This is a genomic window from Segatella salivae DSM 15606, assembly GCF_000185845.1.
Classification (GTDB): Bacteria; Bacteroidota; Bacteroidia; order Bacteroidales; family Bacteroidaceae; genus Prevotella; species Prevotella salivae.
Genome location: NZ_GL629647.1, coordinates 325,938 through 342,228, shown reverse-complemented (window position 1 = coordinate 342,228; position 16,291 = coordinate 325,938). Strand labels below are relative to the sequence as shown.

At 39.8% G+C, this 16,291-nt stretch carries 15 protein-coding genes; 5 read left to right on the top strand and 10 right to left on the bottom strand.

Translation table 11 applies throughout. From position 1 onward, the window contains the following. Nucleotides 1-18 precede the first annotated feature (18 nt). From HMPREF9420_RS01500 to HMPREF9420_RS01490, 3 genes are read left to right on the top strand one after another with little or no spacing between them, the layout of a single operon-like run. On the top strand, nt 19-1,269 hold the full coding sequence (locus HMPREF9420_RS01500; RefSeq protein ID WP_044078671.1) for an S-adenosylmethionine:tRNA ribosyltransferase-isomerase: 1,251 nt from the start codon (nt 19-21) through the stop codon (nt 1,267-1,269). A gap of 41 nt (nt 1,270-1,310) precedes the next feature. After that, nucleotides 1,311-2,522 (top strand): DUF2027 domain-containing protein, encoded by a 1,212-nt coding sequence (locus tag HMPREF9420_RS01495; RefSeq protein ID WP_007133614.1) that lies wholly within the window; start codon nt 1,311-1,313, stop codon nt 2,520-2,522. 2 nt (nt 2,523-2,524) lie between these two features. Beyond that, entirely contained in the window at nt 2,525-4,453 is a 1,929-nt protein-coding gene (locus HMPREF9420_RS01490; RefSeq protein ID WP_007133613.1) for an NAD(+) synthase, read from the top strand. 164 nt (nt 4,454-4,617) lie between these two features. Here HMPREF9420_RS01490 and gmd read toward each other — a convergent pair whose 3' ends face one another. From gmd to HMPREF9420_RS01450, 8 genes are all read right to left on the bottom strand, one after another. After that, a complete protein-coding gene (gene gmd / locus HMPREF9420_RS01485; RefSeq protein ID WP_044078668.1) occupies nt 4,618-5,712 on the bottom strand; it encodes a GDP-mannose 4,6-dehydratase in 1,095 nt (364 codons plus the stop codon). Nucleotides 5,713-5,719: 7 nt separating this feature from the next. Continuing rightward, nucleotides 5,720-6,787, bottom strand: a complete 1,068-nt coding sequence (locus tag HMPREF9420_RS01480) for a mannose-1-phosphate guanylyltransferase (RefSeq protein WP_007133611.1) — start codon at nt 6,785-6,787, stop codon at nt 5,720-5,722. 274 nt (nt 6,788-7,061) lie between these two features. After that, nucleotides 7,062-8,108: a zinc-ribbon domain-containing protein gene (locus tag HMPREF9420_RS01475; RefSeq protein ID WP_007133610.1), complete on the bottom strand. Its 1,047-nt coding sequence runs from the start codon at nt 8,106-8,108 to the stop codon at nt 7,062-7,064. 24 nt (nt 8,109-8,132) lie between these two features. Further along, nucleotides 8,133-8,831 (bottom strand): glycoside hydrolase family 25 protein, encoded by a 699-nt coding sequence (locus tag HMPREF9420_RS01470; protein ID WP_007133609.1) that lies wholly within the window; start codon nt 8,829-8,831, stop codon nt 8,133-8,135. Between the two features lie 56 nt (nt 8,832-8,887). Continuing rightward, on the bottom strand, nt 8,888-9,583 hold the full coding sequence (locus HMPREF9420_RS01465; protein WP_007133608.1) for a hypothetical protein: 696 nt from the start codon (nt 9,581-9,583) through the stop codon (nt 8,888-8,890). Between the two features lie 17 nt (nt 9,584-9,600). After that, on the bottom strand, nt 9,601-10,893 hold the full coding sequence (locus HMPREF9420_RS01460) for a Na+/H+ antiporter NhaC family protein (protein ID WP_044078667.1): 1,293 nt from the start codon (nt 10,891-10,893) through the stop codon (nt 9,601-9,603). Between the two features lie 9 nt (nt 10,894-10,902). Then, entirely contained in the window at nt 10,903-12,399 is a 1,497-nt protein-coding gene (locus HMPREF9420_RS01455; RefSeq protein WP_007133606.1) for a UxaA family hydrolase, read from the bottom strand. Nucleotides 12,400-12,424: 25 nt separating this feature from the next. After that, the gene (locus HMPREF9420_RS01450) at nt 12,425-13,489 is read right to left on the bottom strand and encodes a substrate-binding domain-containing protein (protein ID WP_007133605.1); all 1,065 of its coding nucleotides are present in this window, start codon (nt 13,487-13,489) and stop codon (nt 12,425-12,427) included. Nucleotides 13,490-13,894: 405 nt separating this feature from the next. Between HMPREF9420_RS01450 and HMPREF9420_RS01445 the strand changes: the two genes are divergently transcribed. Next, nucleotides 13,895-15,130, top strand: coding sequence for a site-specific integrase (locus HMPREF9420_RS01445; protein WP_004291422.1), 1,236 nt, complete (start codon nt 13,895-13,897; stop codon nt 15,128-15,130). Between the two features lie 11 nt (nt 15,131-15,141). Continuing rightward, complete coding sequence (locus HMPREF9420_RS01440) at nt 15,142-15,504, top strand: hypothetical protein (protein ID WP_004291423.1); 363 nt, start codon at nt 15,142-15,144, stop codon at nt 15,502-15,504. A 77-nt stretch (nt 15,505-15,581) separates the two neighbouring features. On the opposite strand, the gene HMPREF9420_RS01435 is transcribed toward HMPREF9420_RS01440, so the two are convergent. Together HMPREF9420_RS01435 and HMPREF9420_RS01430 are read right to left on the bottom strand one after the other, a co-directional pair. Continuing rightward, the gene (locus HMPREF9420_RS01435; protein ID WP_004291424.1) at nt 15,582-15,887 is read right to left on the bottom strand and encodes a helix-turn-helix domain-containing protein; all 306 of its coding nucleotides are present in this window, start codon (nt 15,885-15,887) and stop codon (nt 15,582-15,584) included. A 31-nt stretch (nt 15,888-15,918) separates the two neighbouring features. Continuing rightward, complete coding sequence (locus HMPREF9420_RS01430) at nt 15,919-16,218, bottom strand: helix-turn-helix domain-containing protein (protein ID WP_004291426.1); 300 nt, start codon at nt 16,216-16,218, stop codon at nt 15,919-15,921. Nucleotides 16,219-16,291: the final 73 nt, after the last annotated feature.

Below are 16,291 nucleotides of genomic sequence, written 5' to 3'. Positions count from 1 at the left end.
TTATTAAATAAATTTGAAATGGATACAAGACATATTAAAATAAATGATTATGATTATAATCTTCCAGAAGAACGTATAGCGAAGTTCCCTTTAGCTAATCGAGATCATAGTAAATTGTTAATTTATAAGCATGGGGATATTTCTGAAGATCTATTTTATAATCTTCCCAACTATCTTCCAAAGCAAAGCTTAATGGTATTTAATAATACGAAAGTAATTCAGGCACGTATACATTTTCGGAAAGAAACAGGAGCTTTAATTGAAATATTTTTAATGGAACCTGCTTCTCCTTCAGACTACGAGCTGATGTTTCAAACAAAAGGTCATTGTTCTTGGCTCTGCATGGTTGGTAATCTTAAGAAGTGGAAAGAAGGAAGTCTAAAGCGTTATTTCGTAATAGCAGGTAAGTCACAGACACTTTCTGCATCATTACATAAGGAAAAGACGAATCAAAGTTCAACAGGAACAAACTATTGGGTCGATTTCGATTGGGATAACGATAACGTTAACTTTGCAGAAATTCTTGAAGTCGTAGGAGAATTGCCTATTCCGCCTTATTTAAATAGAGAAACACAAGATAGTGACAAGAAAACTTATCAAACAGTATATAGTAAGATAAAGGGAAGTGTTGCTGCTCCAACCGCAGGGCTTCATTTTACAAATGAAGTCTTGCATGCGATTGATGAGCATGGCATTGAGCGTGAAGAACTAACACTTCATGTTGGTGCTGGTACATTTAAACCTGTGAAAAGTGAGGAAATAGATCAGCATGAAATGCATACTGAGTATATTGTTGTTCATAGACATACTTTAATTAACTTGTTGAAATATGGTTGTAATGCAATCGCTGTAGGTACAACAAGTGTGAGAACTTTAGAGAGCTTATATTATATAGGTGTAAAATTAGAGCAAAATCCAGATGCATCTGAAGATGAACTTCATGTTAATCAGTGGGAACCTTATGAGCAATCACATGATGGAGGTTTGGTTAAAGATATTACAGCAGAACGCTCACTTCAAAACATTATAGACTGGTTAGACAAATCTGATGTAAAAGTATTGCATGGAAGCACTCAAATTATTATTGCTCCAGGCTATAAATATAAAATTGTAAAGATGCTAATTACAAATTTCCATCAGCCTCAAAGTACCTTGTTGCTTCTCGTAAGTGCTTTTGTTAACGGGGATTGGAAATGTATTTATGATTATGCTTTAACTCATGATTTCCGATTTCTTAGTTATGGTGATAGTTCGTTACTTATTCCATAATCAGGTTTTTTATTATAATTCAAAGTAGAATCAACGTAGATATGAAGATAGGAGATAAAGTTCGTTTCTTAAGTGAAACAGGTGGAGGTAAAATTATAGGCTTCCAAAAAAATAATATCGTTCTTGTTGAAGATGAAGATGGGTTCCAAATACCCTTCCCAAAGAATGAGGTTGTTGTTATAAGTAGCGAAGATTATTCTTCGACAAAGTTTACAATGCCTACAATCAAATCAAAAAATGGAGAATCAGAAATAGAATTAAATCAAGATAATCGGAGTATAAAATCAAAGATGAAAGAAGGACAGGATGATATGTCTTTTTCATTTGATGATGAATTTCGTTTTGATAAAATAGATGACGAAAAAGAGATTACATTCAAAACTCCTACGGAAGAGCGCCAAGGGGGTGATCTTTTAAATACTTATCTTGCTTTTATTCCAACGAATATAAAACAATTTACTTCTTCTGCATTTGAGGTTTATTTTGTGAATGATTGCAATTATCATATTCAATATAGTTATTTAGTTGCTGAAGGTAATACTTGGGAGCTTCGATATCAAGGTGAAGTTGCACCTAACACTAAAATACTTTTAGGAGAATTTGGACGAGATGTGCTCAATGATTTGTCTCAAATTGCAATTCAATTGTTTGCATACAAACGTGATAAGTCTTTTGTTCTGAAGCCAAGCATTGATGTGAAATTTCGTCTTGATCCTGTGAAATTTTATAAACTTCATAGTTTTTCGGATAATGATTTCTTTGATACACAAGCTCTATTGTATCCCATTGTAGAACATGATATCCCAATAAAACCATTGATAGTTGATTCAAAAAAGATAGAGGAAGAAATGTTTTCTTCTGTTAACCAACGGCTATCGATGAACACAAACCATAGAACTTCTCAGAATTTAGGTCATGATTTGCAGAAGAAAGAAGGTGTTTTCATGCATCACGAGCACCATAATAATGAAGATATTTCTGTTATTGATCTTCATGCAGAATCGCTTTTGGATTCAATCACCGGTATGTCTTCTTTAGATATTCTGAATTACCAATTAAAGATATTTCGTGAAACTATCGATCGTTTTAAGGGAAAGAAAGGAAAGAAAATCATATTTATTCATGGAAAAGGAGAAGGGGTATTGCGTAATGCGATAGTAAATAAATTGCATTATCGATATAAAAGATGTAGTTATCAAGATGCTTCGTTCCAAGAATATGGTTATGGAGCTACACAAGTAACAATCAAATAAATATGGATTACGGATTTATTAAAGTTGCAAGTGCTATACCTTCTGTAAAGGTTGGCGATGTAAATTATAACACGCAACAAATAGAAAAGTTAGTTTCTAAAGCAGAAAATCAAGGCGTAGAAATTATTGTTTTCCCTGAATTAGCAATAACAAGTTATACATGTCAGGACCTTTTTCGACAGGATTTGCTATTAAACTCAACGGAAGAAGCTATACAATCGCTGCTTATATTTACACAACAGTTAGATATTATAGTTGTTGTTGGCGCTCCAATTGTAGTTGGTAATCTCTTGTTAAACTGTGCAGTTATCATTCAGAAAGGGCATATTCTTGGGATTATTCCTAAGACTTATCTTCCTAATTATAATGAGTTTTATGAAAAACGATGGTTTGCCTCGTCTCAAGATTTACGACCAACGATAATCAGTTATGCTGGTCATACACTTACAATTTCTGCTGAATCAAAACTATTCTTGACTTCACAAGGAGTTAAGTTTGGTGTTGAAATCTGTGAAGATGTATGGGCTCCGATTCCACCAAGTAACCATTTGGCCTTATCTGGTGCAGATTTAATTTTGAATCTCTCTGCTACTGATGAACTACTCGGAAAACATAAATATCTAAAGAGTTTGTTAGCGCAGCAGAGTGCACGCATGATTAGTGGCTATGTGTATAGTAGTTGTGGCTTTGGTGAAAGCACTCAAGATGTTGTTTATGGTGGTAATGCTTTAATCTATGAAAATGGTACTTTATTGGTAGAGGGTGAGCGTTTCTCGGTTGATTCCCAGCTTGTTGTTACTCAAATTGATGTAGAAAGACTTCGTGCAGAGCGACGTAATAATACAACTTTTGTAAATGCACAACGTGCAGGAATGTTGAACCCTAATGAGGAACTGTGTTATGCTATTGAACAAAAGAAGCCATTTCATATAGATCGTACTATTAGTCCATGTCCATTTATTCCAGAAGAAGATGATTTAGCAGATTCATGTGAGGAAGTTTTCAATATACAAGTCATGGGATTGGCTAAGCGTCTAATTCATACAGGGTGTAAACATGTGGTATTAGGAGTTAGTGGTGGTCTCGATTCTACATTGGCATTATTAGTTTGTGTACGCACTTTCGATAAATTAAAGTTAGACCGTAAAGGGATAATTGGGGTTACAATGCCTGGTTTTGGGACTACAGATCGCACCTATCAGAATGCTATCCATCTGATGGAAAAACTTAATATATCTATTCGTGAGATATCTATTGCGAAGAGCGTTACCCAACATTTCGAAGATATAGGTCATGATATGTCTGTTCATGACATAACATATGAGAATGGGCAAGCACGCGAACGTACGCAAATTCTTATGGATTTGAGTAATCAAGTTGGTGGTTTTGTTATAGGAACAGGTGATCTTTCAGAGTTAGCTTTAGGCTGGGCTACATACAACGGTGACCATATGAGTATGTATGGAGTTAATGCTAGTGTTCCAAAGACATTGATTCAGCATCTGATGAGATTTGTGGCAACAACAATGTCCCCAGATATAGCATCAATACTTATTGATATTGTTAATACACCAATTAGTCCTGAACTCTTGCCTGCAACTCAAAACGATAGTATATCTCAAAAGACTGAAGATTTAGTTGGGCCTTATGAACTTCATGATTTCTTTTTATATTATTTCCTTCGATATGGTTTTCGGCCAAAGAAAATATTTATTTTAGCAGAAAAGGCTTTTGCAGGGCAATATGATGTCAAGTGTATAAAGAAATGGTTAACAATATTTTTCCGCCGATTCTTTAGTCAACAATTCAAACGTAGTTGCCTCCCTGATGGACCGAAAGTGGGAAGTGTCAGCTTAAGTCCACGCGGAGACTGGCGCATGCCAAGTGATGCGTCTAATTCTTTGTGGCTAAAAGAGTGTGAAGATTTATAAGGTTTACAGAAAAATCTCCACTGAAATATATTGCATTATCTTTGATTTATGTTAGTGAAGAAAATGTTTTGAATTTCAAATTCATGATGAATTAAAAGAAGAAGGCGTATGTTCTTTACGAGAACTTACGCCTTCTTTGTCTTATTTACATAATCTAAATATCTTTATTTTACAATGCCTTTTTCTAAATATTCAGCGAGATTTGTTCTCACTTTCTCTGCTGCACCTTCAGAAGCGACTTTTGCCATATCGCTATCAACCATGATATTTACTAATGTTTCAAAACTTGTATTTTCTGGATTCCAACCAAGTTCTGCTTTAGCTTTTGTTGGATCTCCCCATAGATTGACAACATCTGTTGGTCGATAGAAATCGGGACTAACTTCAATGAGTATTTTACCAGTAGCTTTATCTATGCCTTTTTCTTCAAGCCCCTCACCTTTAAACTCTAACTCTATACCCACACGTTTGAATGCGTAATAGCAAAACTCTCTCACACTATGTTGAACTCCTGTTGCAATAACAAAGTCTTCAGGTTTGTCATGCTGTAAAATGAGCCACATACACTTAACATAATCTTTTGCATATCCCCAGTCACGAAGTGAACTTAGGTTACCCAAGAAGAGCTTTTCTTGCTTTCCTTGCTTAATGCGTGCAGCTGCTAAGGTAATCTTTCTCGTGACAAACGTCTCACCACGTCGTTCACTTTCGTGGTTAAAAAGAATTCCTGAACAACAGAACATGTTATAAGCTTCACGATATTCTCTTACAATCCAGTAACCATATTGCTTAGCAACTGCATAGGGACTATAGGGATGAAATGGAGTGTTTTCATTCTGAGGAACCTCTTCAACCTTACCATAAAGTTCAGAGGTACTGGCCTGATAGATTCGGCAAGTGTCTGTAAGTCCAAGCTGACGTACTGCTTCTAACACACGCAATACACCTACAGCATCTATATCTGCGGTAAATTCGGGTGAATCAAAGCTAACTTGAACATGACTTTGTGCAGCGAGATTATAAATTTCTGTTGGACGAATTTTCCCAATAACCCCAAGGATACTCATGGAGTCTCCTAAGTCTGCATAGTGCAAATGAAAATGAGCTTTCCCTTCAAGATGGGCAATTCGTTCACGATAGTCTACGGATGAACGACGAATTGTACCATGAACTTCGTATCCTTTTTCTAACAATAATTCGGCCAAATAAGACCCATCTTGACCTGTTATACCTGTAATAAGTGCTACTTTCTTATCCATTTTATTATTATTTTTTATCAAAAAACTGCTTGATTCGTTGCTCTTCAGAGAGTTTACATATTAATAATCTGTCGTTATTCTCTGCAACAATATATCCATCGAGGCCTTGAATAACAACTTGCTTTTCCTTCATTGTGTGAACAATGCAATCATGTGAATCATATAGAGTGATGTCGTTACCAATTAGGGCATTGCCATAGAAGTCTTTTTTACTTTTGTCTAACAAGCTACCCCAAGTTCCAAGGTCACTCCATCCGAAGTCTGCTGGGCACACAAAGATTTCTTCTGCCTTCTCCATAATAGCGTAGTCTACTGATATATTCTCGCATTCTGGATAACGTTCATCAATCATTTGTTGCTCTTCTAAGCTTCCATAAATATGTTCCATGCCTTCAAACACCTTTGAAATTGCCGGCTGATATACTCTAAAAGCATTCACTATTGTACTTACATTCCATATAAATATGCCTGCATTCCAAAAGTAATTGTTTTGCTGAATATATTTCTTTGCTGTTGTAATATCTGGCTTTTCACGGAATGAATCAACACGAAATATGCCTTTATTTCGAGGGGAAGAAACTGATAAATCGGCTTGAATATATCCATAACCCGTTTCGGGTCTATTCGGTTTTATGCCTAAGGTAACAATAGCATCTGTCTCACCTGTGAACTTCAGACATGCGCAAATGATACGTTGAAACTCTGCCGTGTCTGTGACAATAGCGTCACTTGGTGATATAACGACATTGGCTTTTGGATCTTTTGACTTTATTTTCCAGCTGACATATGCTATACATGGAGCAGTGTTTCGACGGCATGGTTCTAACAATATGTTTTCAATGGGTATATTAGGCAGTTGTTCGCAGCAAATGTCTAAATACTTTTTGTTCGTTACAATCCATATATTCTCCGGCAAACAAATGTCCCGAAATCTATCATATGTAAGCTGAAGAAGGGATCGACCAACGCCCAATACGTCAATAAATTGCTTTGGGCATTCGGTTGTACTCATCGGCCAAAAGCGACTTCCGACTCCTCCTGCCATAATAACGACGTGATTTCTTTTGTCAATCATATATTGTTAAATAATAAAGTTTAGCTTCAAAATTACGCAATTTATATAAAATATGCAAATGAAATCGTAATAATTAGACAACTATTTTTCGAAATAGGCAATTTAATAGAAACTGAAACATAAAATGAAAGAATATAACCAAGAAAATGATAAGATAGGAATGACTGATTAATTCCTATGGATTCATAAAACAAACTGCATCAAATCATTCAATGATTTGATGCAGTTTACTTTGTAATAAATAAAATATTGTCAGACTGTTAGTTATAACCTGTTATTCAATAATCTTAACCATGCTAAATGAACTGATTTTATCGTTAGGACTAACCTTTGCATTTATACGGAAAAGAGTATTTGTTGGTTTCGATGATTCTTCCGTAGTTTTCGACTGAACAGCAGAGAATTGTACGGTATATTCGTAGTCATCATCTCCAACTTCTTTTTTACTGATTGTATAATCATTATTGATACGCCAAGTCATATTGGTGATATCGTCCTTCCAAATCTTATCAAGGAAGGTCACAACATCACTCTTTGTAGCGTCTGGTTTGCCTAAGAATGAAGTCATAAGACTTTCACATGTGTTAGTAAGTACAATCTCATCACGTGTGTTTACACTTTGGAAGAATTGGCGGAACAAACTGCTAATCATTTGTTTTTCCTCTGGTTGTACTGTCTTTGCATTGACTTGTTTGATTCCATCTTTTGCTTCATCAACATGTTCTCCGTTGGGATGATCTTGAAGATAGGTGTTATAAGCGTCTACTGTGTTTGTAGTTGACACTGTAGCCCAATCAATAGAGTCTATCTTATGCTCTGCTTCTGCCTTGTGAGGAGAGTCTGGATGATTTGCAATATAGGCCTCAAAAGCTGATTTTGAGTTACTAACCAAAGCATTAGACCAGTCTTTATCTCCTTGTTGTAGCATCAATAAATGAGCTTGAATGCTATCAATATGAGCTTCAGGGGCGTCAGTAAACGTATCAAGGTAGGCTTGTAATACAGCTGGGTCTGTTGATTTCATAGCATATTCATATTCACTTTGCTCTTTACTTGATTGTGCATCGTGATAAAAATATAAGGCTAATCCACATGCGATTAACGCGATAACAAGACAAACAATGAGTACATTTCTCGTACCATTCTTTTTATTTTCATCTTTCGGTGATTGTGAATTAGAAGGCTTTTCAGCGGGGGGAACAGGGGGAGGTGTCATGGTTTGAGATTTTATTTTGCCTGCAATCTCGATGCCACATTTAGGGCAATAGGGTGCCTTGTCACTCACAGGATTTCCACATTCAGGACATTTTATAATAGCCATAGTGTTTGTTTATTTTAATTAATATCAGTGTTTAAATCGAATTTCGCGAAGACTGTGTTTGTCCATAAACCTACTTTTGTCAACAAATCCGTTGACTCCATTGATTCTTCCCTTACCCGTGTATTGCCACATTGTAAAGTCACGTTGGTCAGCCAGTTCGGGAATGCGTCGTGTATATTGTGCAATCATCAGTTTATATCCATCAATCTTTCCTAAAAGATAATTGTTATAGAAGTTCACAAAGGTATAGAGTAGGGGCTTTTGGTTATAAGCTTTCTCCACCAAATGTATGAATTTGAACAAAGAATCGCAGAATTCCTCAGTGTCAAGTCCGCTTTTTGTTTCGATATCTATCATCGGAATAAGGTCTTGTTCGCCTGGACGACATTGAGTCATAAAGTTGAGTAGTTGCTTGTTTAAATCTGTTTTAGGACGAAAGAAATGGTAAGAACCAACCTTAAGTCCATATTTATGCGCCAACTCTATATTGCGTTCATACTTTGTATCAATACGATCTCCTCCTTCAGATGCCTTCAAATAGACATAGGCCATCTTAGAGTTTTCTCCTACAGTCTCCCAAAAGACATCCCCTTGATAATGACTTAAGTCGATGCCATGCACGTGACTACACGTATCTTCGCACTGAACATATTCCTGAGCATTTAGGAGTGTGGGTGTGAAGAAAATGAAAAAGACGATTAAATATAAATTCTTGAACCTCATATTTGCAAAATTACAGCAAATACATAGAATGGCAAAATAAATTAATTTTATTTTGCTTATTCCTCGATTTCAGACAAACTACGTGAGAAATTCAATAGAAAATTACTGGTTGTTTCTATGGGTGCGTAGTCTATATAACGCATACTGCGTCGCAAATTGCGTCTAAGCAACTTTTGATTGTTATGTACAAAAACGCTGTTTCCTTGTCTAAAGTGCCACTCTTCTGTGTCATGTTCTATGTTTGTTATAGACCGAAGAGTTAGTGAAATCGCTTCTTTCTCAGGCTGTTTTACAAAAGGTAGCTCCGCCTTTTCAAAGCCAAGGAGGTCTATAAGGATATTACCTTGCAACTGTGCAAGGCGCGAAACATGAAGCTTTGAAAGCCAACGTTCTAACTTCATAAAGTCAACTTTCTCTCCACGGGAACGCAGATATTGACCCAATTGGATAATACCACGAACGGGAATCCCATGATTCATCGTTGCATTTACATTTGCTATGATGATTCGTAAGAGGTAGATGGTTTCTTTAGAAACCTGAGTTGCTGTTGCTTCTTCTTTCTGAATCTTCTTCAATCTCTTGTTCAACAGGGGGTTGGATAGGGTCACTTCGCCCGCTGGCATGTCTGCAATGTTTTTCATAAGCACCATGAGTTTCTTCAGCTTGAACCTCGACATGGGCTCTAATTGCTCTTTAGTTTGGAAGTTATCTATCCTAAGTTTTGTGAAAAGATTGCGTTGAATAATATTCATAATGAATGACATTTGAATTAAGAAAACCTCTTTGGATATCGAAAGATGATGGACATTAGCGCGACAACACCTATAGCCATCGGGTAGTATAGATAGGAAAGAATATGTATTGGGCTTACTCCTGACAAGCCAGCTGCCAGTAACATTTGAACACCATAAGGGATTAGACCTTGTACACAGCAAGAAAATGTATCCAAAATACTTGCGGCTTTCCGATTATCTACACCATATTTATCTCCTATTTTCTTTGCAATCGCCCCCACAGTCAATATTGCTACTGTGTTGTTTGCAGTGCAAACGTTGACAAATGAAACTAAAGTTGCAATAGCAAGTTCGGCACCTCGCTTGCCATTTACTTTGCGAGTAATCTTCTCAATGACATAATCTATACCGCCGTTTTCACGGATTATTTCGAGCATTCCACCTGCCATCATCGCAATAATCACAAGTTCTCCCATGCCAAGTACGCCGTCTCCCATCGCTGCAAACCATCCATATACGTTATAATCTCCCATTGCTATTCCAATGATACCACAGAGAAATAATCCTAATGTCAATACAGCCATGACATTCATTCCTGCAATTGCTGCAATCAACACAAGTAAATAGGGAAGGATTTTGATATATTCTACAGGAGGAATTGTTGTCGGTTTGCTGACATGCTCACCCAAAAAGAAATATATAATGAGAATAATGATGGCGGCAGGAGCTACAATCAATGCGTTAACATGAAACTTATCTTTCATTAAACAGCCTTGAGTTTGCGTTGCAACGACTGTAGTGTCAGAGATAAATGATAGATTATCGCCAAAGTATGAACCGCCAACGATGACTGCTGTCATCATAGCTACATTGTAATCTGTTGAATGTGCCACGCCAACGGCTATCGGAACAAGAGCTACAACTGTACCAACACTCGTACCAATTGATATTGATATAAAGCAGGCAGCAAGGAAAAGACCAGGCAGAAGCATTCCACTTGGTAGATAATGTAATGTGAAGTTGACAGTCGCATCAATAGCTCCCATGCTTTTAGCTGATGCAGCAAATGCTCCCGCTAATACGTAAATCCAAAGCATAAGCATAAGATTGCTTGCGCCGGCCCCACGACTAAAGGTATCAATCCTTTTCTTTATGGGAAGTCCTCCCGATATAATGATAGCATAAATACTTGATAACATGAAAGCAACAGAGAGCGAAAGATTTGGTTCATTCTTACTCTTGTCGACTGAATAGATTGTAAACATCAAGATGAATGCAATCAAAACAAACAATGGCGATAATGCTAATAATCCCTTTTTTGTATTCAATGTCTTGTATTATAATGTTACTCCATTCTTGAAAATGGCAATTTCTTGATAGCCGTTGACCTCATTTTGCACCTTTTCTCCATTGGCAACAGCAAGTATTTTGTCGATAAACTTATTACGAAGTGTCTGCATCTCGGTGCCCTCTACAAGTTCTCCTGCGTTAAAATCAATCCAGTTCGGTTTAGTTTGATAGAGCTGTGAGTTCGTACTTATCTTCATTGTGGGGACAAATGTACCAAAAGGTGTACCACGGCCTGTTGTGAATAACACCATCTGGCAACCCGAAGCTGCCAGTGCTGTGGCTGCAACAAGATCATTTCCTGGCGCAGAAAGCAGATTTAATCCATTAACTTCAATTCGTTCTCCATACGAAAGTACGCCGCAAACTGGTGCATGTCCACCTTTTTGTGTACAGCCTAAGGCCTTATCTTCGAGTGTAGAAATCCCACCAGCTTTATTGCCTGGTGATGGATTTTCACCCACAGGCTCACCATGTTCAAGGAAGTATGTCTTGAAATCGTTAATCATTTTCACTGTCTTTTGAAATAGTTGTGGAGTCAAACAACGATTCATTAAAATTGTTTCTGCACCAAACATTTCTGGAACTTCAGTCAATACTGTTGTTCCTCCTTGTGCAATTAGCCAGTCAGAGAATGCTCCTACGAGAGGGTTTGCTGTTATTCCGCTGAAACCATCACTGCCTCCACACTTCAATCCGATACGGAGTTTATCCACACTAACCTCTTCCCGCTGATCTTGTGCAGCCTTATGATACAGTTTTCTTAAAATGTTCATGCCGGCTTCTACTTCATCTCCCTCAACTTGTTGCGTTATTAGGAGTCGTATTCTTTCTGTATCATAGTCACCAAGAAGCTTCATGAAATCTTCTGGTTGATTGTTTTCACATCCTAACGAAATAACTAACACGCCACCGGCATTGGGGTGTTGGCAGATATCTCGAAGCACTTTACGTGTGTTTTCGTGGTCATCTCCTAACTGAGAACAGCCATAATTATGATGCCAAGCATGTATTCCGTCAATTCCTTTTAATTGGGTTTCTTTTTCAAGTTGCCTTGCTAAGCGCTCTGCAATGCCATTAACGCAACCTACAGTTGGTACAATCCATATCTCATTTCGAATGCCAACTTCTCCATTTCTACGTAGAAAACCTTTGAAATGTCTGTCTTCATGTTCTATCTCAAGAGGCATTATTCTTGGTTGATACTCATATTCAAGTGTACCAGAAAGATTGGTTTTAATGTTTTTTTCATTGACCCATTCTCCTGCTTTGAGGGGTTCTTTCGCGTGCCCAATAGGATATCCATATTTGATGATAGGCTCATTTTGATTTGTGTCATGAAGAAGAATCTTATGACCAGCAGGAGTCTCCCTGAGCACATGAATAATGCCATGTGATGTTTTAATCTCTTCGCCAACAAGCATTGCACGGAGGCAAACCACGACATTATCGTTTTTGTTGATTTGTAAATAAGCAGTTTGTTTCATGTAAATAGTAGTTTGTTAGATTGTTTTATAGTTGTGTTCGTCTATAGAAATCGATATTTTCCTTCATTATCAGTTCTATTGGCATATAATTCACGGGTTGTACCTTTTTCTTTAGCACAATAGTTCTGAACAAAGCGTCTACACATGAGTAACCTTGTTGGTATGCATGTTGCGCAATGAGAAATGAAATACTTCCTTTTTTGATGCATTCTGCGTTCTTAGCAACCATATCATAGCCCATAATTTGAATGTTATTGCGATGTGTTTTCAAAAGAAACTCTCCTACAATATGTGCCTTTGAATTCAACGTTATGCAGTGATGTGTATTAGGATGTGTCGTGAAATAGTCTTCCAATATATTAGCATATTCTTCCTTACTACTTTCACGTGGCAGGTTGACCTCGATGATTTTGACATCTGGAAAAAATGTTTTCATATAGTTACGGAACCCTACTTCCCGGTTCACTTGTTGCGTACTGGAAACATGTCCGTTCTTCATTTGCTTCATTAACATGATTTCTTGATTGTCAAAAGCCTTCATCATGAGTATCTTTGCGGCAAAGAAACCACTGCTAAGTGAGTCTTGTCCATAAAAAGATAGGGGCTTAAGCTCAGGCATATACGAATCCAATAGGATGAAAGGAATATTATTTTCATGCAAGGTTTCAGTGAATTCACGTGTAATTTCGAACTCAGCTGGCACCACTACAACGCCATCTGGTTTCTGTTGCAGGCATTCTTTGCTTTTTGTTCTGAATGAATCGTCGTTGAAACGCTCATAATAAATGAACTTAACATCTATGTGAAAGTCTCGTCTTGACTCCATAGCCTTCGCGGCACCTTCCTCAATTTCCTGCCAATAAGTTTCCTCTTCATGCTTCGGAATGAAAAGAAAAAACGTATAAGATTTATTATAAGCCAATGCACTTGCATACATATTGGGTTGATAATTCATTTCAGCAAGGGCCTTTTCTACTTTCTTTCGCGCTGGCTCTGATACGTTAGGACGATTGTGAAGCACGCGGTCTACAGTGCCAACTGACACTCCTGATCTCTTTGCAATGTCTTTAATCCTAATTCTTTCCGTCATGATTGTATTGTCATCTAAGAAATATTGTCTGATGCTTGCAGGTTTTTCGTCTGCGAGTTATGCTAATTTTCTATGTGCAAAGTTACTACAAAAAAGTGAAATGCGGAAAGATATAGTGATAGAATTGAGTTACAAGGGTTTTGGTTGAAGTGGCGATAATCCGTGAAGCCATTACAATCCCTGCCGAAGCCAAATCCTGACGCCGCTACGTTACTTGTTCGTAACCATGCCCGAAAATGCGACAAACGGGTACGAATAGCGAAACAAGGCTCTAAGGAATAGTGAGTTATCCATAACTCATGCGAAAAATCAGGTTACGGAAAAAGATTGCGCCGTTCCTCCCCGTTTTGCGTACCAACACCGGACTCTTCACCAACTAATTTTGAAACCCAAAAATTAAGGACAATGAAGAGTACATTTTCAGTAATCTACTACCTCAAGCGTCAGGTAGTGAAAAAGGACGGGACAGTTCCCGTCATGGGACGCATCACGGTGGACGGCAGCCAGACACAGTTCAGCTGCAAACTGACTGTCGATCCGAAACTGTGGGACACCAAAGGTGGACGTGTCACGGGCAGAAGCACGGCGGCACTCGAAACGAACCGTATGCTTGACAAGATGCGGGTACGCATCAACAGGCATTATCAGGAAATCATGGAGCGTGACAACTTCGTCACGGCGGAGAAGGTGAAGAACGCCTTTCTCGGACTGGAACACCGCTACCACACGCTGATGCAGGTGTTCCGCCAGCACAACGAGGACTACGAGAAGCAGGTGGAGGCAGGCATGAAAGCCAAAGGCACGCTGCTGAAGTACCGCACCGTTTACAAGCACATGCAAGAGTTCCTCGACATCCGCTACCATGTGAAGGACATCGCCCTAAAAGAGCTTACCCCGGCTTTCATCTCCGACTTCGAGATGTTCCTGCGCACGGACAAGCACTGCTGCACCAATACCGTGTGGCTGTACGTCTGCCCGTTACGGACGATGGTATTCATCGCCATCAACAACGAGTGGCTGACGCGCGACCCGTTCCGCGAGTATGAAATCAAGAAGGAGGAAACAACACGCAGTTTCCTGACCAAAGATGAGATCCGCCTGCTGATGGAGGGGAAACTGAAAAACGCCAAACAGGAATTGTACCGCGACCTCTACCTGTTCTGCGCCTTCACGGGGCTGTCGTTCGCGGATATGCGCAACCTTACGGAAGAGAATATCCGCACCTACTTCGACGAACACGAGTGGATAAACATCAACCGCCAGAAAACGGGCGTGGTGTCCAACATCCGCCTGCTCGACATCGCCAACCGCATAATCGGCAAATACCGGGGACTGTGCGGGGACGGCAGGATATTTCCCGTTCCGCATTATAACACGTGCCTTGCCGGTATCCGTGCCGTCGCCAAGCGTTGCGGCATCACCAAGCATATCACGTGGCATCAGAGCCGCCACACGGCAGCCACGACGATATTCCTCTCCAACGGTGTTCCCATCGAAACGGTCAGCTCCATGCTCGGACACAAGAGCATAAAGACGACGCAGATTTACGCAAAGATAACCAAAGAGAAGCTCAATCAGGACATGGAGAACCTTGCCGCAAGATTGAACGGCGTCGAGGAATTTGCAGGTTGCACCATCTAAAAAGAAAAGCCATGAAACGTGACACAATCATCATCGAGGACAAGGCAGTCAGCGTAACCGGTAACGACGTGTGGATGACCGCCACCGAAATAGCCGGATTGTTCCATACGACCGTCCCGGCAGTGAACGCCGCCATCAGAGCCGTCCGCAAGTCGGACGTGCTGAACGACTACGAGGTGTGCCGCTACATGCAGCTTGAAAACGGGCTGCACGCGGACGTGTACGCCCTTGAAATCATCATCCCGGTCGCTTTCAGGGTGAATACCTACAACACCCACCTGTTCCGCACATGGCTGGTGGGAAAGGCACTCTCACAAGAGAAACGGCAGACATACGTGATGTTCATACAGAACGGAAAAGCCGGGTATTGCTGATTGCACATACCCCATAAGACAAGTAAACGGGTAGCACCACAAAAGGTGTCACCCGTTTACTTTTTCATGAAACCGCCTCACTCCAGCGGCTTGCGGTAGTTCGCTTCCAGTACCCCGCGCAGCCCCGTTTCCGGGTAAAGCACCTTCCCTCCCAAAAGTATGAAGGGCAACACGCGGTTGTTGCGGTATTCCTGCAAGGTGCGCCGGCTCACACGGAGCAGTTCCGACACCTCGCCGTCCGTCAGGTAACGTTCCCCGTCCAGCGGAGGACGGTAGCTTTCCAGAAATGCGGACAGCCATTTCGAGCCTTTGCGCATATCCTGCACCACAGAGGCTATCGGCTCGTCTTCCATCGTAAAAACATCGTTGTTCTCGTTCATCATAACTTCGGATTCAGTGGGTGAATAAATCAAATCATCTGCCGTGCGGATAGAGCGTGCCGACAAGCGGTATCAGCCGCTTCACCTCCTCTGGCTTGTAATAGAACCTGCGGTTTATCTGCGAGTAGCCGATAAGCCGCCTGTCACGCAGCGTCTGCAACGTGCGCGGGCTTATTCTCAACTGCCCGCAGACCTCCTCGCCCGTGAGCCATCTTTCCATGCGCCCCGTGTCGCTTTTGCGCCTCAGGGCGGCGACCTTCTCCGAGAGTGCGCCGAATGCCGCCACCATCATCTCGAAAGTCTTTTTCTCGATAGATACTATTTCCATATTCATGTCATTTAGAGTTTGCCGCAAAGGTAACGAAACGGCATACAAGACGTATCGTTTTCCGCTGAAAGGCTGCTGG